Origin of the sequence: Pseudomonas fluorescens, from assembly GCF_902497995.1 — a bacterium.
GTDB classification, from domain to species: Bacteria; Pseudomonadota; Gammaproteobacteria; order Pseudomonadales; family Pseudomonadaceae; genus Aquipseudomonas; species Aquipseudomonas fluorescens_BK.
Genome location: NZ_CABVII010000018.1, coordinates 17,014 through 35,937, shown reverse-complemented (window position 1 = coordinate 35,937; position 18,924 = coordinate 17,014). Strand labels below are relative to the sequence as shown.

Here is an 18,924-nt window from a genome sequence, read left to right as displayed (position 1 = left end):
CTATGGGGGGAATTGCCCCCCCTGAACCAACCCACGCCAACGAATGCTGTTGATGGGATGCCCATCAGTCGACCGCCGCCGACCCCCGTAGGAGCCAGCTTGCTGGCGATAAAGGTACAGCCGACGCCACTCAGCGCCTGAAATACCATCGTCGGAACGCCGCCCGGAGCAAGCTCGCTCCTACAGGATCAAACGGATCGCCCTCCCAGCCATTGATCGAGCCTGGGCCACATCCGCTTGACTGCGGCCGGTCCCGCCACCACGCTGACATGACCACCCGGCAGCATCAGCTCTTCCTTGTCGCGCGAACCCACGCGGGCCACCAAAGGCTGCGCGCAGTCCGGCGGAACCAGAGAGTCATACTTGGCGATGACGTGCAGCAGCGACACCTCGATCTTCTTCAAATCGACCTCTTGGCCAGCGATGCGCAAGCCGCCTTCGTACAGCGAATTCTTTTGCCCCAGTTCCTGGTGGAGCTGCCGGAAGTATTCGCCGGGAAGCGGCAGGGTTTCGTCGCTGAATCGCGCCATCATGCGGTAACCCCTGACGTAGTCGTCGTTCCACATGTTGTCCCAGAGCCGCGCCCGGCCGGCAATACGGCCTGCGGGTCGATGCAGTTCAATCGCCTTGACGATGGTCTGTGGCGGGACGACGCCCGTGGCATCGATCAAGCGCTCGGCCTTGAAGTGACGTTGTTTGGCCAGCGGCATCTTCGTCCAGTCGATAGGCGTTGTGAAACACACCAGGTTCTTCAACGGTCCGCCGGGATGCAGTGCGGCATACAGGGTCGAAAGGACACCGCCCATGCAGTAGCCGATCAGCGTGATGTCTTGCACGCCCGAGTCTTGCTGCACGCGGCGAATGCAATCGGGAATGAAGTCGAGCACGTAGTGCTCAAGCTTCAGGTGGGACTCTTCCCGGCTCGGTGCATTCCAGTCCATGACATAGACGTCGTAACCCTTTGCGAGGAGAAACTCGATCAGGCTCTGCCCCTTCGTCAGATCGAAGATGGCCGCCTTGCTGGTCGTCGCCATGACAAACAGCAACGGCACGCGATAGATCTCGTCCGATGTTGCGTGATAGTGGTACAGGCCCAGGGTGCCGCGACGGTGCAGTAGCGACTTTGGCGTCAAGCCCACGGCTGGCGGCGGCGTGCAGAGATACTCGAGGCCCTTGAGGCTGCGTTGGGCCATCATGCTGACCTCTGAACGCAGCCTGTCGGTCAACGACAGGTCGGCGGGCTTGTTGTCATGCGGCCGGCTCATCGTCACCTCCTGCCTTTCGTTTGCGCTTGGATGCCGGTTTGAGAGGCGCCGGGCGCACTTCAGCCAGTGGGCGTCGCGTGCGTGGCGGTTGCGGTGCAATCGCCGTCGTGGTTGGCGCTGGAAGCAATTGATCGAGCTTGTCCTCCACACGCCGCAAAGAGGCGGCAAGGGTGTCGACTTCGGCGCGGCTGGGCAAGCCCATGCGCTTGTGCAAGCGCTCCAGCGAAGTCTGCGACAGGTGCTGCAAGCCGAGCGAGACCCGGGAATATTGGTCGATCACAAGGCCAAGCTCTTTTGAATCGATATTGCGGGCGGCCAGGGCATTGATGCTGTTTTCAAATCGGGTAATGGCCTCGCGATACAGTCTAAACGGATCAGGTAATGCCATGACGTATTCCTCGATCAAGATTTCACAGTGAAGTTTTTCTCTGTCGGCCAGGTTTGGCGCGCGGCCAGCCGGCCGAGGCCGGAAATGGCTTTGCGCCGCATGATCGCGCAGGGCATGAGCCAGGGTTTGATCAACAGCCGGCAGGCGCTCACCGCCCTGGGTGACAGCTGTTGCAGCAAGGTTCTCCCCCACCGTTCGGTGACGATCCAGGTGGTCAGGGTAGAGGTCGCGAGATCGTCGGCGGTGGCGCGCAGACGCGAATGCCTGCGGGGCATTTTGTCGGCGATCTCGATCGTCCGGTCCGCTGCCGGTTGTTTGCCGAATACGCCCTTCAATGCATCGCCGATGCGTTGCAATGCATCGCGACTGGCACCGTTGACTGAATCGAAATTGAGGAACCCGTGGAACTGGCCCCTGTAGTGCAACAGTTCCACCGGCACGTCGGCCGCGCGCAGACGGGCGGCATAGTCCAGGCCGTCATCGCGGATCGGATCGAAACCGGCACTGACGACGACTGCCGGTGCCAGGCCGCGCAGGTCCGGGCTGCGGCGCGGGGAATACCAGGGATCAAGCAGGTCCAGAGTGTCGAGCGAAGGCGCCAGGGTCTGTTCGATCCATTGCACGGCATGATCGGTCAGCAGCAACCGACTGTGTGCGTTCTGCGCGTAGGAAGGGAATTTCTCCACCAACTCGGTTGCCGGATAAACCAGCACTTGCAGGCTCAGTTCCGGGCCACCGCGACGCAGGCTTTCCTGGGCAACGGCCGCGCAGAGATTGCCGCCTGCCGAATCGCCCCCTATCGCCAGGCGGCTGGTATCGATCCCTAATTGCGCGCCGTTTTGTGCCAGCCATTCGAGCGCCGCCAGGGCATCGGCACGGCCTGCAGACAAATCGTGCTCCGGCGCCAGACGATAGCGCACGGCAACGACAATGCAATTGGCGGCCAAAGCGATGCTGCGGCAAATACCGTCGGCGGTGTCCAGATCGCCGATGATGAAACCGCCGCCGAACAACCACATGAACGCGGGCTGCAACGGTTCTCCCTTGTCAGGTTTGAAGATGCGCAGCGCGATTGCGCCGCCCGGCCCGTCGATCATTTGCTCGGTCACCGAGCCCACCGGCGGGTTGCGCCCCAGAGCCAGGGCCGTCAATCGCCAGCCCTGGCGCAGCCTGGGCAGCGAGAAATCCTCTGCGGGGCGCAGGCACATGGAGAAGTTGGCCAGGCGCAAGAATGCACGCGCCTCGCGATCGGGCTGCTCCGCACGCAATACCCGGGGCATACCGATTACCGGTTGCTCTGGTTGCGCCTGTTGTTTTTTGTTGTTTTTCATTGCCACTCCGTTCGCAGGGACTCCGTATACCGCGCATCAGCAATAGCTTACGGAGCAGCAGAATTAAGGTGGCTACCCTCGATGGGGGGGTAAGCCCCGGGCCTCACCAAAAAGCAGCGAGCCAGCCATCGGTTGACAAAGCTGAAAACCTCAGTTGGGCTACCGTGAAAAGGATGCCTGCATTGCACCTGTCTGGTCGCATTGACGCGAGGACCCTTGAGTTAGTGCAACCGCACAAGGTTGGTGGCCAACCTCAACTCAAGTTCAAGGGAGCAGCCAATATGACCCGTAAACGCAAGTGGCTAACGGGATATGCCCTGTTGGCCGTCTCGGTGATGGCTTTTTCGGCCACTGCCGCAGCCGCGGAAAAAACCAACATTCTGGTGATCTTCGGCGACGACGTTGGCCAGACCAACATCAGCGCCTATTCCATGGGCGTAGTGGGCTACAAGACGCCAAATATCGACCGCATTGCCAGGGAAGGGATGATGTTCACCGACTATTACGCGGAGAACAGTTGCACCGCAGGACGCTCTTCATTCATTACCGGACAGGCACCGTTGCGTACCGGCCTGACCAAAGTGGGCATGCCAGGTTCGACTGTCGGTCTGCAAAAACGTGACATCACCATTGCCCAGGCTCTTAAGTCCCAGGGTTACGCCACCGGCCAGTTCGGCAAGAATCACCTCGGTGACCGTGACGAATACCTGCCGACCGCCCACGGGTTCGACGAATTCTTTGGCAACCTGTACCACCTCAACGCCGAAGAAGAGCCGGAGCGTCCCTACTGGCCGAAGGATGATGCCGAGTTCGTCAAGGCCGCTTCCCCGCGCGGGGTGATCCACAGCTTCGCCGATGGCAAGATAGAAGACACCGGCGCCCTGACCGCCAAGCGCATGGAAACCATCGACGACGAAACCACCGCGGCGGCGCAGGCGTTTATCGAGAAACAGGCCAAGGCCGACAAGCCTTTCTTTGTCTGGATGAATACCACCCGGATGCACGCGTATACCCATGTGCGTGACTCGATGAAGGGGCAAAGCGGTATGCCCGGCAACGAATACGCGGACGGAATGCTCGAGCATGACGGTGATGTCGGCAAGCTGCTGAAAACCCTGGATGACCTGAAAATCGCCGACAACACCATCGTCGTCTACACCACCGATAATGGCCCGAACCAGTTCGGCTGGCCGGACGCCGCGACCACGCCCTTTCGCAACGAGAAAAATTCCAATTGGGAAGGCGCATTCCGGGTGCCGGCGATGATCCGCTGGCCGGGCAAGATCAAGCCGGGCGAAGTCTCGAACGAGATATTCTCGGGCCTGGACTGGTTCCCGACCTTGCTGGCTGCCGCAGGCGACACCAGTGTGAAGGACAAGCTGCTAAAGGGCTGGGCACCCACGGCCGGCGGTACCAATTTCAAGGTGCACCTTGATGGTTATAACCAACTGCCGTACCTGACGGGCCAGCAGCCCAAGGGCGAACGCAAGGATTTCTTCTACTTCAACGACGACGGCGTGCTGGTTTCCATGCGCTATGGCAACTGGAAAGCGGTCTTCTGCGAACAGCGCGAACCGGGTGGTTTCAAAGTCTGGAGTGAACCTTTCGTGTGCCTGAGGGTGCCGAAAATCTTCAACCTGCGCATGGACCCCTACGAACGCGCCGACGTCGTATCCGATCAGTACTATGACTGGTCCACCAAGAACGTTTATCTGACCGAAATGGCCGTGATGAAATCGGCTGCATTCCTGCAAACCTTCATCGACTATCCACCGAGTCAAAAACCGGCCAGCTTCAGCATCGATCAGATCCGTGCTGCCGTAGATGCAAAAATTGATGAGAAAAAATGAAAGGACAACCTCATTAATAAATCATCGTACCGCCCACGTATGAGTGGGCGGTATTTTTGACAATACAAAACTTATTTATACCCTTGGCGAATGTCCACTTGGGTCGATAGCAGCTCTTCGTGACAGGCAGCTTTCAGCCAATAGCGATCACAGGACAGCTTGTCCAATACAGCATTAGCTGCCTTTAATAACATTAACTATTGTCAGGACTTAGCGAAAAAAAATCCGCAACGACATTTTTCAGAATATTAGGCGATAAAAATTATGCCAAATTAGAGTTAGCCATCGGCACGTCCCATGGATAATCTTCAGGCAAGTCGCAGGCTCTGGTGCATAACGATGGGCAGATAACCGGTACTACAGGAAAAGGTGGCGCATGTATTTAAACTATTTCCTAAAAGGTCTGGCCGTGGTCTCGGCAGTGTTCTTATCGCAACTGCTGTCACAGTTCAGCTATGCCCAAGAGCCTAATTCCTTCAAGTCGTGGAACTATCCCGATCGTTACATTCGCCATCGACTCTCTTTGGGTTACATCGATCCCATCGTCGCTAACGACAAGCTGGGTAGGAACGACGCAACGTTTCGACTTGTGCCAGGGCTGGCAGGCAAATGCCGCTCATTCGAATCTGTCAACTATCCAGGCCACTTTTTGAGGCACCAGAATTATAGATTGAAGTTGGCAAAGCAGACCGATGACCAGCTTTTCAAGGAAGATGCCACATTCTGTGTTGTATCGGGGCTTGCCAGCTCTGAAGCTCGCTCATTTGAATCTGTCAATTTCCCTAAACACTACATACGGCATTCTAACTTCGAACTCTGGCTAGGCAAGTCTGATGGAAGTCAGTTGTTTAAGCAGGATGCAACATTCATTATCTCTCCGCCTCTGACGGTGTATCCGCCTTCAAAACCCATTGACGACGGAACCAACCTTGTTCCCGCGGAGCCGGAATAACAAGACTCGGAGCTGCGTTACCCGGCCGCTATCAACACTCGTGTCTTAGGCCGTCTGCCTACGTATAGCGAGAATCGCAGCACCAAATCCGATGAACGTTACCCCCACCACCCGGCTAACCCAGCGGGACAGCTCGGGTCGTACCAGCACGCCCTTGGCGCGCGAGGCCAGCGCGGCATACAGGCTCAACGACGACACTGAGAGCGCCATGAAAATCGCGGTCAGGATCAGAAACTGCGGGAACAGGGCTGCGCCCTGGTCGATGAACTGCGGGAACAACGCCGTAAAAAACAGCGTCGCCTTGGGGTTGGACAGCGCGGTAAAAAACGCCGACCTGTACAGTTTTAGCCGTGTGGGCCGCAGGCTCTGCCCCTCCTGAATGCCATTAGCCAGCAGCGGCGTCTTGTTGAGCAGTTGCCTCACCCCCAGGTAGAACAGATACCCGGCGCCGACGATCTTGACCATGTTGAACAACACTTCGGAGCTGGCAAGCAGCGCCCCCAACCCCAGCATCGCAGCCGCCGACAGGCAGAACAGGCCACTGGCATTGCCCAGCGAGGACCACATTGCGCTGCGTTGGCCATGGGCCAGGCTGTTGTTGATCGCCATCAATGTCGCAGGCCCCGGGCTGGCGATGGCAATCGCGGCGACCAGGGTAAAAGCCAGCAGAGTGTTCGGGTCCATGGTTCCAGGCTCGTAGAAAATTGAGGGCATACTACCGAAGGTTTCGTTGCCTGATGATGCAAATTACTCAGCACCTACAGGAGCAACCGCAGCCCCGCCAGCGACCCCACGGCAATCGCGACGGTGAACAGCATCGGCAAGCGCCACGCGGCAACCAGCGTGATGGCCAATGCGAGCAATTCTTCAGGATGAGGCGAGACGAAGTGTGGCGCGATCACCGAGATCAGCACACACCCCGGTGCGGCCTCCATGACCGCGCGGGCACGCGGCCCGAGCTTGCGTTTGCGCAGCAGCAGATAACCCGCCAGGCGTGTCGGCATAACTGATCGCCCAGCCCTCGTCCGCCATGAAGAACAAGGCCGGGATCACCTTGCGTTTGAACATGACCGGCAGAGCATCCCTCGCCCCTCGCAGGATCTCGTTTCTCGTGTATGGGTGGGTCATTGGCCCTACTCACTGCATCGCTATTGCGGTCGTTGTGGCGACCAGTGTGAATGCCCATGGGTCACCCAGAAAAGCGAATATCTGTTATCCAAGGCATTCGATTATCGAATGTCTGGACACGATGATTCATTCCAAGGATTTGCAGATCGACTGGTTGCGCACGTTCCTGGCAGTCGTGGATACGGGTTCCATGACCGCAAATCAGAGGAGCGTTGAGCGAGCGCTGACACCTCCTGCTTGCTTCAGAAACAGTGCAGATTCTGAACAAATGTGTCACACAACGGCCGCAAGCTATTTTAATGACTAACATCCCCTCGTACGGAAAACGCCAGCACGGATCCGGTAAAGCGCGTTGCGCATCAGGGATCGACAGGCGATCCATGATTCATATCAAACCCGATAGATCTGAAGGAGCCGTGACATGACCAAGATGGGAGCAATCTTTCTTCTACTCGTGGCAGGCACTGCCCATTCTGCTGAACGCCTGACATCCGTTCAGGTTTCGGGACTCTTTGTTCCTGGAAGCCAAGCTCTCGGGCAAGCGCAAGGATTTACAGAGTGCATTGATTTCCAAAACTACCTATCGTGCACACGCAGCAAGCCAATGGTCGTTTTTGGCGCAACGGCCAGTAGCGCGGAAATCACACTGGATGTCACAGACAACTTTTCCAGCGAAGCAGATCCTATGGGAAGCCCCAAGATCATGGGTGTGGCACCGGAGAGACTGACCTACCGATCCATTCGCCTGGAATTTCAACCGCAAGAGCGCGAGGCTCTGGAAAAAGCATTGCGCGCCGATGGATGGTTCGCCATAGGCAACGACAAACGCCTCGAGTTTTATAAGGTGGGCATCCCCGCAACCTTCCGCATCGGCGGCGCCTATACCACGTTGAGTCCTGTCGATATCAACGAGGTCAGCAAACGGGCTTCCAGACTGGAGGCAAAGGCCAACCATTCAAGCGCCAGCTCGGGCATACCCGATCCGGCACGGGCAATGCTGCGTGACACAGAGCCTCGTGGCGCCGGCTCAACTAGCCCGCCGCGATTTTAATCAGCGCCATTATCAGTCCTTCCATAGCGCCCGACTCGGGTTGAAGCTATACCGAAAGGGTTCAGAGTGGGGATGGACCACAGGCTCGATTAGCGACTGAGGAGAACTTCGCGGTGTCGAATCAGCTGGTCATACGCAATATGACCCGTCCCGAGCTGGACGAGCTCGTCGATTGGGCTGCCCGTGAGGGTTGGAATCCCGGCCTTCACGATGCCGAGCTGTTCTGGGCTACGGACCCTGCCGCCTTCATCGCGGCGTACCAGGGCGGCGAATTGATCGGCGGCGGTGCCATCACCTCCTACAATGGCGAATTCGGTTTCATGGGTTTTTTCATCGTCCGGCCTGAATATCGCGGTCAAGGCCTGGGCAATACCCTCTGGCACGCACGCCGCGAGCGACTCCTCGCCCGCCTGCGCCCAGGCGCGAGCATCGGCATGGACGGCGTCTTCGCGATGCAGGACTACTACGCCAAGGGCGGTTTCGTCTTCTCCCATCGCAACATGCGTTTTCGTGCCAATCTCACCGCCCGCCCGACGACCTCGCCGGTAGACGACCAGGACATCGTCCCATTGGCCACCTTCCCGTTCGATCAGGTTGTCGATTACGACCGCACCTGCTTCCCCGCCCCGCGCGCAACCTTCCTGAGCGGGTGGATAGCCCAGGCCGATGCACTCGCCGTGGGTTGCCGGCGCGAGGGCAGGCTAAGCGGCTATGGCGTAGTCAGGCGCTGCCGGGAAGGCTACAAGATCGGCCCCTTGTTCGCCGATGACGCCCTGGCAGCCAATGCCCTCTACGCGCGCCTTGCGGAATTTGCCCAGGGTGGCCCGCTGTTTCTCGATGCCCCGCAGAATAACCCCGCCGCGATGGCGCTCGTGCACCAACAGGGCATGATCGAGGTTTTCGGCTGCGCACGCATGTACCTCGGCCCTCCTCCGGCGATCGCGCACGAACGTGTGTTCGGCGTCACGACCTTCGAGCTGGGCTGATGTCCGCTCGCGACCTGATCGGTTATGGCAGCTGCCCACCCCACCCGCGATGGCCCGGTGAGGCGCGCGTCGCGGTCCAGTTCGTACTCAACATCGAAGAGGGCGCGGAGTCATGCATCCTCAATGGCGATGCACAGTCGGAGGCCTGGCTTCACGAGCTACCGGGCCGCCCGCCGCGTGTGGGGGAACCGGACTTGAGCGTCGAGGGCATGTACGAATACGGATCACGCGCCGGTGTGTGGCGCATTCTGGAACTGTTCAGCGCCCGAGGCCTGCCGCTGACCGCCTTCGCCGTCGGCCTGGCACTGGAACTCACCCCGGCGATTGGCCATGCGCTCTGCGCTGCCGGGCATGAGATTGCCGGGCATGGCTACCGTTGGCTGGACTATCGCGACATGCCTGAAGACCAGGAGCGGCGCCATATCCGCCTCACCCTCGACGTGATCGAGCAGATCTGCGGTAAACGCCCCACAGGTTGGTACACAGGAAGGGTCAGCCAGAACACCCGCCGCCTGTTGCGTGAGGAAGGCGGGTTTCTCTATAGCTCGGACGCCTACAACGATGATCTGCCCTATTGGCTCCCAGGCTCGCCCGCCCACCTGGTGATCCCTTACACACTGGTCAACAACGACGCCCGCTATCTGCTGCCCAATGGTTTCGCCTGCGGTGAAGACTTCTTCCGGCTGCTCAAGGATGCCTTCGACCTGCTGTGGCAGGAGGGCGCGCGACACCCGAAGATGATGAGCGTCGGCCTGCATGGACGGATCAGTGGCCATCCTGGTCGTGCGATGGCGCTGGCGCGCTTTCTCGATTACGTGCAAGGCCACGACGCGGTGTGGATCTGCCGGCGCGAAGAGATTGCCAGGCACTGGATAGCCCAATTCCCCGCCTGAGTGGTCAGTGGTTTGGAACGACCTGAGCCACGCTGAGGTATCAACATCACCCGTTCTGCGTCAGGCGCTCTGCTCCTCCTCTAATATCGCTGAGGCATCCTTCAGGCAATCGATACCAGACGTGCTCAGACTGTATTGCACTGTCTGGCAAGGAACACCTGAACGTCTGGCTCCGGGCCCTTTTCCGCCCCTCGAGATTGACCAGAAGTGATCTGAACCCGCTGACGGCGACAGGCTGCCATTGACTGAATTCGAACGCGCCGATCATGCGTGGGTGCGCGAGACCTGCGAGAGTAGTTGCGATATTTTCTCAGGCAGTCGCCGCAGCCTGGTTTGGTCGCTGGCACCCCCGGCTTGCCTAGCCAGCCCGCCGGCCATACGATTCGACTATTCCTCAGGCGGAGGAGTCATTGTGAAGCCGGTGATGTTTCTGACGCGCATCCTGGCGCCTGCTATCGCTCTGGCGCTGGCATCCGCCGGCCTGCATGCCGACGACCCGTTCGCGCCGTTGCGCGACGCCATGGTGCGGGAGATCGCCGACATGTCGTCCGTCACCCGCGACGAAACCCGCAGGGCCGAGTTTGCCGCGCCGGTGATGGCCGCGATGGCAAGGGTGCCACGCCATAAGTTCGTCCCGCCCGACGAGGTGCCCTACGCCTACGAGAACCGCCCGCTGCCGATCGGCTACGGCCAGACCATCTCCCAGCCCTACATCGTCGCCCTGATGACCGACCTGACGCAGGTCGGGCCCGGCGACGTGGTACTCGAGATCGGCACTGGGTCGGGCTACCAGGCGGCGATCCTCGCCGAGCTGGCGCAGGCGGTCTACACGATGGAGATCATCGAGCCGCTGGTAGTGCAGGCTGGGGAGCGCCTGGGCCGGCTGGGATATGCGAAGGTGCAGGCCCGGCTGGGCGATGGCTACCACGGCTGGCCCGAGCACGGGCCTTACGACGCCATCCTCGTCACCGCCGCCGCGAGCCATGTGCCGCCGCCACTGATCGCCCAGCTCAAGGCCGGCGGACGGATGGTAATCCCGGTCGGCGCGCCGTTCATGATCCAGTACCTGCTGCTGATCGAGAAGGCCGGCGATGGCAGTGTGTCCACCCGGCAGGTGCTGCCTGTGCGCTTCGTGCCGCTGGTCGGAGGCGGTTGAACATGCGTTCGCCGCCATTGCTCGCCCTGGCGCTGCTGTCTGCCTCCGCGCTCGGCTATGAGGTGCTGCTGCTGCGACTGCTTTCGATCATCCAGTGGCACCATTTCGCCTACATGATGATCAGCGTCGCGCTGCTCGGCTACGGCGCTGCCGGCACCGCCGTGGCGCTGGCGCGGCCTGTGCTGGCGCCGCGCTTCCACGGCGTGTTCATCGGCGGCGCGGTGTTGTTCGGGCTGAGCGCCATCGCCTGCTTCAGCCTGGCCCAGCAGGTTCCGTTCAATCCCCTCGAGATCCTCTGGGACGCACGGCAGTCGGCGCGCCTGCTGATGATCTACCTGCTGCTGTTCGTGCCGTTCTTCTGCGCGGCGGTGTCCATCTGCCTGACCTTCACCTGCTTTCAGGAACAGATTCATCGGATCTACGCCTTCGACATTCTCGGCGCCGGCGTGGGCAGCCTGGCGATCGTCGCCGCGCTGTTCGCCCTGACGCCCGTCGATGCGCTGCGGCTACTGGGGGGCACCGGCATCGCCGCCGGGGCGCTGGCCGGCATGGCTTGCACGGGGCACAGGCACTGGCTCGTGCCGTTGCTGCTGGCGGCGGCAGTCGCGGTGCCGGTCGGCGTGCCCGGGCGCTGGATCGCCCTGTCGCCCTCCGAGTACAAGGAACTGAGCCAGACGCTGCGTATCAAGGATGCGCGCGCAATCGCCCAGACCTGGAGTCCGCTGGGCCTGCTCACGGTCGTCGACAGCCCGACCATTCCCCTGCGCCACGCGCCGGGCCTGAGCCTCAACGCGACGCAGGAACCGCCCGCACAACTGGCCATCTTCACCGATGGCGACGGCCTTTCCGTGCTGAACCGCTATGACGGGCGCCGCGAGCCGCTCGCCGACCTGGACTACCTGACCTCGGCTCTGCCCTATCACCTGCTGCACCAACCCCGCGTGCTGGTGCTGGGCAGCGGCGCCGGCGCCGATGTGCTGCAGGCGATGTACCACGGCGCCAGCGCCGTGGATGCCATCGAACTGAACCCGCAGGTGATCGATCTGGTCCAGCGCCGCTTCGCCAACTTCTCCGGCAAGCCGTACAGCGCGCCCAACGTCCGTGTGCTGATCGGCGAGGCGCGCGGCCTGGTGGCTTCGCGCAGCGAGCCTTACGACCTGATCCAGATCGCCCTGCTGGACTCCTTCGGCACCGCCTCGGGCGGCCTGCATGCGCTGTCCGAGAACTACCTGTACACGGTGGATGCCTTCGCCGAGTACCTGCGCCATCTCGCGCCCGGCGGCCTGTTGGCCATCACCCGCTGGGTAACCCTGCCGCCGCGCGATGTTCCCAGGCTGCTGGTCACCGCGGCCGCGGCCATCGAGCGCGACGGGCAGGCCAGCGCGGCGCGCCGCATCGTCATGATCCGCGGCTGGAAGACCGCGACGCTGCTGGTCAGCAACAGGGATTTCGACGACGCCGGCATCGCCGTGCTGCGGGAGTTCTGCCGGGCGCGCTCCTTCGACCTGGCCTACTACCCCGGGATGACCGTGGCCGAGGCGAACCGCTACAACCTGCTCGACCGGCCCTGGTTCTTCGAAGCGGCGCAGGCCCTGCTGTCCGGCGAGCGCGCGGAGTTCCTGGCACGCTACAAGTTCGACGTGCGTCCGACCATGGATGACCGGCCGTATTTCTTCCACTTCTTCAAGTGGCGCTCGCTGCCGGAACTGCTGGCGCTGAAGGCGCAGGGCGGCCTGTCAATGCTGGAGTGGGGCTATCCGGTGCTGATCGCCACGCTGCTGCAGTCCAGCGTGGCCGCCGTGCTGCTGATCCTGGCGCCGCTATGGGTGGCGCGGCGGCGCCAGCGGCGCTCTCGGAATGCGGCTTTGGCCAGGTTCGAACTGCGGGTCGTGTCCTACTTCGCCGCTATCGGCTTCGCCTTCATGTTCGTGGAAATCGCCTTCATCCAGAAGTTCACCCTTTTCCTCAGCCACCCGTTGTATTCGGTGGCGGTAACGCTCAGCGCGTTCCTGATCTTCGCTGGCCTCGGCAGCCGTTACTCCGGCCGGCGGCGGGGGGACATTGGAACGGGTGTGGGGCCCCGTCATCCGATCGCTCGGCCAGTCCTGGCGATCTGCGCGATCGCCCTGCTCTACCTGATCGCCCTGCCCCCGTTGTTCCAGCTGCTGGCGCCGGTGGGGACCCTCGCCAGGTTCGGCATCTGCGCCGCGCTGGTAGCGCCGCTGGCGTTCGCCATGGGCATGCCGTTTCCGCTCGGACTCGGGCGCGTCTCCGCGCGCGCCGAAGCACTGGTGCCGATCGCCTGGGGCGTCAACGCCAGCGTATCGGTGGTGGCGGCCGTGGTGGCGACCCTGCTGGCGATCCACCTGGGCTTCACCGTGGTGTTGCTACTGGCGTTGCTGCTGTATCTCGCGGCGGCGGTCGCGTTTCCCTGATCGCGGCGGTTCGGAGCTAAACGTCAACAGACCCTGGTGAGACGGATGGCCTGTTGGAACGCCGCTTTGCCGCAGTTCACACGTCTCACCGTGTCGATCAGCGAGGGCTTTTTCCAGATGAAGGGTTAAAGCTATTCGTGACTGGGAAACACTTCTATGTCTGCACGTTGTAGCCGACGATTCCCGTGCCGCGCGTCGCTCCCCACCTCCGGCGAGGGCGGCTTCGCCTGGGGAGACACCTTGAGCATGGCGCGCAAGAACCCCCTGAAATAACTGCATTCGCTACGCCGGCCGATCCGGTGGTACGCCGGATACCTGTGGTGTCGGTCGAGTGCGGAAAATAGGCGTGCAGAAATGTTCGTTCGCTCAATTTAAACATCCGCGCAAGACGCGTGTTTAAGCGTCCTACTGCTTGTTTCCTGAAAGCTACAAAACCTTGCGTCGTTGCCTACGGTTACGCCAGAATCCGCCGGCTTGTGCGCCTTGGGGTTGCCCGGTAACTTGATTCGCGTCACTGCTCATCAGTGATCGGGTTTAGTCGCCCGGTGTTATTCAGCAAGATTCACAAGCATCATTAAGTCAGTATCTCTGTATCTGTACTCAATGGTGGCTGTGTGTAGGGCGCTTCGGCGCGCCGGCAATGCTGATTCTCACCGGTCGACTAACCTGCACACAGCCGCCACCTTCGTTTAGTCGCGATATGGCTGCGGCTCCTAGCATGGAGAATCAGCATATGTTCAAGGTCACGCCCAATCCGCCGGACACCGATCCGGTATCCCGATACGGACCCGATTCAAACAAACCAAACGAGTTCATCGTGTGACTAAGCTCCGAATTGGTGGAAGACCTTGGCGATTACTTTCCATTCACCTTCGATTTTGATCATGGTCAGGTAATCGTTATAGTCAGCGCCAATGGCGTCCTTCTCCATGTCGACCCGGACAACGGCCGTGGTCGGCGTGATTGCCAAGATGTCCACTCGGGCGACGCTGTCGGGAGCATCGCCATTCGCTTCGACGAATGCGTAGAGATTTCCAATCGGGCCGCCCAGCAGTTTCCCGTTCAAAAAGCCGTACATCACGGCGTCTGGATGGAAGGCTTCAGCGAGGGTATCCGCACTGCCCGTCCTCAGGCCTTCAACGTATTTGCCAGCAGATGCGGCGACAGCGTTGTAGTCACGGGTCGACACAGCTTTGATATTGTTGCTCATGATATTTTCTCCTGAGGCAACGTCTGGTAACCACTTGAGATCAATCGCACCATTCGTTCAGGCTGACATTCGATCGTTTGCTCTAATGTCATCCTGAAAGATTATCAGCCAGACCAAAATACTCCCCTCTCTAATTGGCGGTAAATTTGTTGTTGGTTTTATTTGTCATACTATCGACAAACCAAATTGTGCTCCCATCACTCAGGACTTTATTGCATTCTTTACCGTACTTTTGATAAGTAATGCAGATTACGTCCTCTGTGATAACCCAATTACCTGATTGCATGGACTCGCTGGAAATCTGGATCCTTGCAGTTCCGTCGGCGAGTAATGTTTCAGAAAAAGGATACCCGGTCGACGTTACGCTGGAGTGTTTTCGACCTATGACCGTTGAGTTTATTTCGCTACCACTGAGTTGTTTTGCGTTCGCAGGCGCATCGGCATGGGCGTCAAGTGCAGCTTTATTGCCAGAAGATGAGCAACCCGCCATACATAGTATGACCGCTGCGCAAAGGATCAGCTTATTCATAACCTTTCACCTTTTTTATCGTGAACACAATATGAATGCAGGTCTGATACTAGACAGGCAGCAGGCCGACACTATAATGAATCACGATAAACTTAATAGCACTACCCTCTATAATGCAGAAAAATGCAAAATATTCAGCACTATAAAAACTGATACCCCGCCAGCTCGTCACCCCGCCGCAGAGCGGTTCCTTTTTATCCGGTACATATCGTCATCCGCATGGCTGAGCAGCGTATCCGCATCCTCCCCGTCCGCGGGATAAAAGGCCACGCCGATACTGCAGGACGGCATTTTGATCCCGCCGAATTCAGGGCCCAGCGGCTCGGCCATGACCGCGAGAATCTGCGCCATCTTCTCGGAAACGGCGCCCTCCGACTGCAGATCCGTCAACAGGACAGTGAATTCATCACCGCCCATCCGGGCCACCGTGTCCGTCTCACGTACGCAGCCTTCCAGCCGGCGTGCAATCACACAGAGCACACGGTCGCCCGCTGCATGTCCATGGACATCATTGATTCCCTTGAAGTCATTGATATCCAGAAACAGCAACGCCAGCGTGCTCTTTTGGCGGTGTGCAGCGCGAAGGGCCGAGTCCAGTCGATCATTGAACAGCGACCGATTGGTCAGCGCTGTCAGGGGATCATGATGGGCGAGGAAACGCAGTTCCTCCTCGGCCTGGCTGAGGGCCGTCACGTCCCGGGCGACACCGATCCGCGCTCCCACCTCCTCGGACCAGAAGGCAGCCCAGAGGATGTGTACGATGCCTCCGTCCTTGCGGATATATCGGTTGCGGAAATCGAAGTGGGGTTGACCGTTCATGACCCGGATAATGGAGGCTCGTGTGACCGCCAGGTCGTCAGGATGCATATAGTCGGTGATCGGGGTGCCGGTCAGCTCGTCGGCGCGGTAACCGAGCAGGGCCTCACAGGCATCACTCACAAATGCAATCTGGTTGTCCCTGTCAACCACGAAGACCGTGTCGAGCATCAGATGGATCAGTCTGGGGTAGAGCTCTTGCAAATCAACGGGCATAGGTCAGGGAGTCCGGTTCAGATAGCTTGATCATAGCCTGATCGCGAAGGGCGGCTGCGAGGAGTCCTGCAGGCTTCCAGCAGGCATGCGCAAAGTCAGGTAACAGTTAACTTTGCCAATACCATGCGTCAAGTATTCCATTGCGCGATCTGACTCGAATGACTGGCCAGGCACTGCCAGGTGATCTTGAGCCTCGTGAAACCGGCCGCTTTGCCGGTATTTTTGGCTAGATCGGCGGAGTGAGTACCGACGCGGTATCGGTCTCCGTGGAGAAGGTGAGGAATGCGAGGTGGGCCTCGTATCGCTCGAGCACGTCGTCAATGACCTGTTGTTTTGTGAGGCCCATCAGGTCATAGCCGCCAGAACCGGTCTGCGTGAAGACCTCGAGCCGGTAGTAGACGTCGGTCTCACGTGACATCCGGCTACTGAACATCGGCACCGGTGCCTCGACAATCGCGACGTGGTAGTGGAAGTCACGGTAGGCGTTCATCGACACCCGCAGCATTGGCTCCTTGACGCCGCTCGTATGGGTCATGGCGTCCCGCTCGACGTCGTAACCCTGGTTGCGAAACTCAGCGGCGACTTCGTCGAGCGCCGGCTGCACAGTCCGATCAAGAAACTGGGTGACCTGCCGCAGCGAAGGGTACGCGCGCATTTGTTCAAGTCGCTGCTTCCAGGACCGCTCTGGAACGTGACCGCCGATCGGGGCCATGGACGGTCTTCGCAGCACCCTCCCCTCACGCTCGGCCCGCTCCATTCGCAGCACCTTGTAGAAGGACCCCATCACCAGGTAGGCGATGATCGTCACCGGTAACGCGAAGATCAGCGTCGCGTACTCCATTGTCGTCACCCCCCCTGCGAACAGCATCGCCACGGTGAGCACCGCAGTGAGCACGGCCCAGAAGATGCGCAGCCAACTCGGTCCGTCGTGCGACGGATCCGGGATCGAGGCCGAGAAGTTCGACATCACCATTGCGCCCGAGTTTGCGCTCGTGAGGTAGAACAGCAGCCCCGAGAGCGTCGCCAGCCAGATCAGGAACGTCGCACCCGGGAACATCCCCAGCAGTGCGTACCAACCTTGCTCCGGGCTCTGGACCGCGAGTTCGGCAAACGCCATGTTGCCCTGCAGCACCTGAAACAGAGCGGAATTGCCGAACAGCGAGACGATGATGAAGTCGCACAGTACCGGTGCGGTGATGGCCGCAATCACGAACTCGCGCAGCGTGCGCCCCCGCGAAATACGGGCGAGAAAGACCCCGACGAAAGGCCCCCACGCCAGCCAGAACGCCCAGAAGAACAGGGTCCATCCGCTCATCCACTCGGCGCCCCCGGGCTCGTAGGCGAAGGTCTGCAGCGTGCGAGCGGGGAACGTGACAATGAACTGGCCGATGTTCTCGACAAGGGCATTCAAGAGAAACGCCGTTTGTCCGGTGACGAGGATGTAGACCATCATCGCCACGGCGCTCCAGAGGTTCAGTTCGGCGATCCAGCGGATGCCACGGTCGACACCGGACGTGGTGGCCGCGATGGTCAGGACCACCGCGCCGATGACCAACGCGATCTGCAGGGTGAGGCCCTGCTCCAGGCCGAAAATCAGCGAAAATCCGACGCTCAGCAGTACGACGCCGATGCCCATGGACGTGGCGACGCCGAACACGGTACCGACCAGCGCGATGATGCTGATGCCGTCGCCCAAGGGACCGCGCACGCGCTTGCCGAGCAACGGGTAAAGCGCCGCCCGGATCGACAGCGGCATGCCCCACCGGTAGGCGAAGTACCCCATCGCCATGCCGAGTAGCGCATACATCGCCCAGCCAGCGATGCCGTAGTGGAACATGGTCCAGACAACCGCATTCTGCCTCGCAGCGGCGGTGCTGCCCTCGCCGGAGGGTGGATACAAATACTGCACGACAGGGCCGGTGACCGAGTAGAAGAGCATGTCGATACCGACACCTGCGGCGAACAGCATCGCCACCCAGGTCACGAGCTTGTACTGCGGCCGCGAGTGGTCAGGACCGATCCGGACGTCGCCTTCCTTGGACAATGCAACCCATAGCACGAAACCGATCACCAGCGTCATCGTGAGCACGTAGTACCAACCGAGGTTCGTCGCGATCCAGTCGACCGCCATTTTCATCGTCATACGCGCGTGATCGGGTGTAAGGATGGCCCAGATCGAAAAGGCGAGGATCACCACCGATGAGATCAGCAGAACGCTCCAGTTGATGTAGGCCTCGCGATGCTCGATGACCTCCTGGGGCCCCTTGCTGAGGTCGCTGCGCGACACCGGCGCGTCGTCGTCGTCGGCCGGACGCTCATGCCGACGTTCCGTGCCGCCGAATCGGCTGCGCTCAAGTGGCGGGGGCGACTTCGCTGCCTGGGCGTTCGGCGCTTGCAAACTCGGCTGGGCGGCTTCGGAGCGTTCGTTGTCGGATGGCTCGACTGGCATGGTCTTACTCCTGACTCGGCATGTGCCGCCCCCTCAGGGGCTGATAACGCAATGATGAGCTTGGCGACCACCTGCCTGCATGAACATCAGGCCTTCACAATGGCGGGAGTCAATCAGGAACAGATGAAGAGAAACTCCAGGAAACTATAGAAGAAGGCTAGAAGTACACTGAAAAATTGCGTAGTGAATCCATCCGATACGCCACAGCCCTTGGCAAGCGTGCCGTGCTCGGAAGACACTGGTTCAGGCTTTTGCCGGCGGATTGGGCG

At 60.2% G+C, this 18,924-nt stretch carries 16 protein-coding genes and 2 pseudogenes; 9 read left to right on the top strand and 9 right to left on the bottom strand.

Annotated features, from left to right (window positions below; translation table 11 throughout):
• Window positions 1-188 precede the first annotated feature (188 nt).
• Genes F8N80_RS20495 through F8N80_RS20485 form a run of 3 tightly spaced genes read right to left on the bottom strand, consistent with a single transcriptional unit; the run spans window position 189 to window position 2,984 of the window.
• On the bottom strand, window positions 189-1,265 hold the full coding sequence (locus F8N80_RS20495) for an alpha/beta fold hydrolase (RefSeq protein WP_224790724.1): 1,077 nt from the start codon (window positions 1,263-1,265) through the stop codon (window positions 189-191).
• Window positions 1,249-1,653 carry a hypothetical protein gene (locus tag F8N80_RS20490; RefSeq protein ID WP_150744730.1) on the bottom strand — a complete coding sequence of 135 codons (405 nt, stop codon included), beginning with the start codon at window positions 1,651-1,653 and terminating at the stop codon, window positions 1,249-1,251. Before F8N80_RS20490 ends, F8N80_RS20495 begins: the two co-directional genes overlap by 17 nt.
• 14 nt (window positions 1,654-1,667) lie before the next feature.
• Window positions 1,668-2,984 (bottom strand): alpha/beta hydrolase, encoded by a 1,317-nt coding sequence (locus tag F8N80_RS20485; protein WP_150744731.1) that lies wholly within the window; start codon window positions 2,982-2,984, stop codon window positions 1,668-1,670.
• A 281-nt stretch (window positions 2,985-3,265) separates the two neighbouring features.
• Here F8N80_RS20485 and F8N80_RS20480 point away from each other — a divergent pair, with 281 nt between their 5' ends.
• Window positions 3,266-4,834 (top strand): arylsulfatase, encoded by a 1,569-nt coding sequence (locus F8N80_RS20480; protein WP_150744732.1) that lies wholly within the window; start codon window positions 3,266-3,268, stop codon window positions 4,832-4,834.
• A 376-nt stretch (window positions 4,835-5,210) separates the two neighbouring features.
• Window positions 5,211-5,786, top strand: coding sequence for an AbfB domain-containing protein (locus F8N80_RS20475; RefSeq protein WP_150744733.1), 576 nt, complete (start codon window positions 5,211-5,213; stop codon window positions 5,784-5,786).
• Window positions 5,787-5,831: 45 nt separating this feature from the next.
• On the opposite strand, the gene F8N80_RS20470 is transcribed toward F8N80_RS20475, so the two are convergent.
• Window positions 5,832-6,470, bottom strand: coding sequence for a LysE family translocator (locus F8N80_RS20470; RefSeq protein ID WP_150744734.1), 639 nt, complete (start codon window positions 6,468-6,470; stop codon window positions 5,832-5,834).
• A 74-nt stretch (window positions 6,471-6,544) separates the two neighbouring features.
• Window positions 6,545-6,790, bottom strand: a complete 246-nt coding sequence (locus tag F8N80_RS20465; RefSeq protein WP_150744735.1) for an AzlD family protein — start codon at window positions 6,788-6,790, stop codon at window positions 6,545-6,547.
• 545 nt (window positions 6,791-7,335) lie between these two features.
• On the opposite strand from F8N80_RS20465, the gene F8N80_RS20455 reads away from it, so the two are divergent.
• The 7 genes and pseudogenes from F8N80_RS20455 to F8N80_RS32220 all read left to right on the top strand — a co-directional run.
• Complete coding sequence (locus F8N80_RS20455; RefSeq protein ID WP_150744736.1) at window positions 7,336-7,965, top strand: hypothetical protein; 630 nt, start codon at window positions 7,336-7,338, stop codon at window positions 7,963-7,965.
• Between the two features lie 113 nt (window positions 7,966-8,078).
• Entirely contained in the window at window positions 8,079-8,951 is an 873-nt protein-coding gene (locus F8N80_RS20450) for a GNAT family N-acetyltransferase (RefSeq protein WP_150744737.1), read from the top strand.
• Entirely contained in the window at window positions 8,951-9,844 is an 894-nt protein-coding gene (gene puuE / locus F8N80_RS20445) for an allantoinase PuuE (protein WP_150744738.1), read from the top strand. The genes F8N80_RS20450 and puuE overlap by 1 nt, the downstream gene beginning before the upstream one ends.
• 412 nt (window positions 9,845-10,256) lie before the next feature.
• Window positions 10,257-11,000, top strand: coding sequence for a protein-L-isoaspartate(D-aspartate) O-methyltransferase (locus F8N80_RS20440; protein ID WP_224790723.1), 744 nt, complete (start codon window positions 10,257-10,259; stop codon window positions 10,998-11,000).
• A gap of 2 nt (window positions 11,001-11,002) precedes the next feature.
• Entirely contained in the window at window positions 11,003-13,435 is a 2,433-nt protein-coding gene (locus tag F8N80_RS20435) for an SAM-dependent methyltransferase (RefSeq protein WP_150784581.1), read from the top strand.
• Window positions 13,436-13,591: 156 nt separating this feature from the next.
• Window positions 13,592-13,835 (top strand): annotated as a pseudogene (locus tag F8N80_RS31685) (hypothetical protein).
• Window positions 13,836-14,168: 333 nt separating this feature from the next.
• Window positions 14,169-14,246: pseudogene (locus F8N80_RS32220) on the top strand (DUF6124 family protein); the annotation flags it as partial.
• A 12-nt stretch (window positions 14,247-14,258) separates the two neighbouring features.
• Here the strand turns inward: F8N80_RS32220 and F8N80_RS20430 are convergent.
• The 4 genes from F8N80_RS20430 to betT form a co-directional block, all read right to left on the bottom strand.
• Window positions 14,259-14,645, bottom strand: coding sequence for a nuclear transport factor 2 family protein (locus F8N80_RS20430; protein WP_150746520.1), 387 nt, complete (start codon window positions 14,643-14,645; stop codon window positions 14,259-14,261).
• A 130-nt stretch (window positions 14,646-14,775) separates the two neighbouring features.
• Entirely contained in the window at window positions 14,776-15,174 is a 399-nt protein-coding gene (locus tag F8N80_RS20425) for a hypothetical protein (RefSeq protein WP_150746519.1), read from the bottom strand.
• A gap of 168 nt (window positions 15,175-15,342) precedes the next feature.
• Window positions 15,343-16,206 carry a sensor domain-containing diguanylate cyclase gene (locus tag F8N80_RS20420; protein WP_150746518.1) on the bottom strand — a complete coding sequence of 288 codons (864 nt, stop codon included), beginning with the start codon at window positions 16,204-16,206 and terminating at the stop codon, window positions 15,343-15,345.
• 226 nt (window positions 16,207-16,432) lie between these two features.
• Window positions 16,433-18,655, bottom strand: a complete 2,223-nt coding sequence (gene betT, locus F8N80_RS20415) for a choline BCCT transporter BetT (protein ID WP_150784580.1) — start codon at window positions 18,653-18,655, stop codon at window positions 16,433-16,435.
• Between the last annotated feature and the right edge of the window lie 269 nt (window positions 18,656-18,924).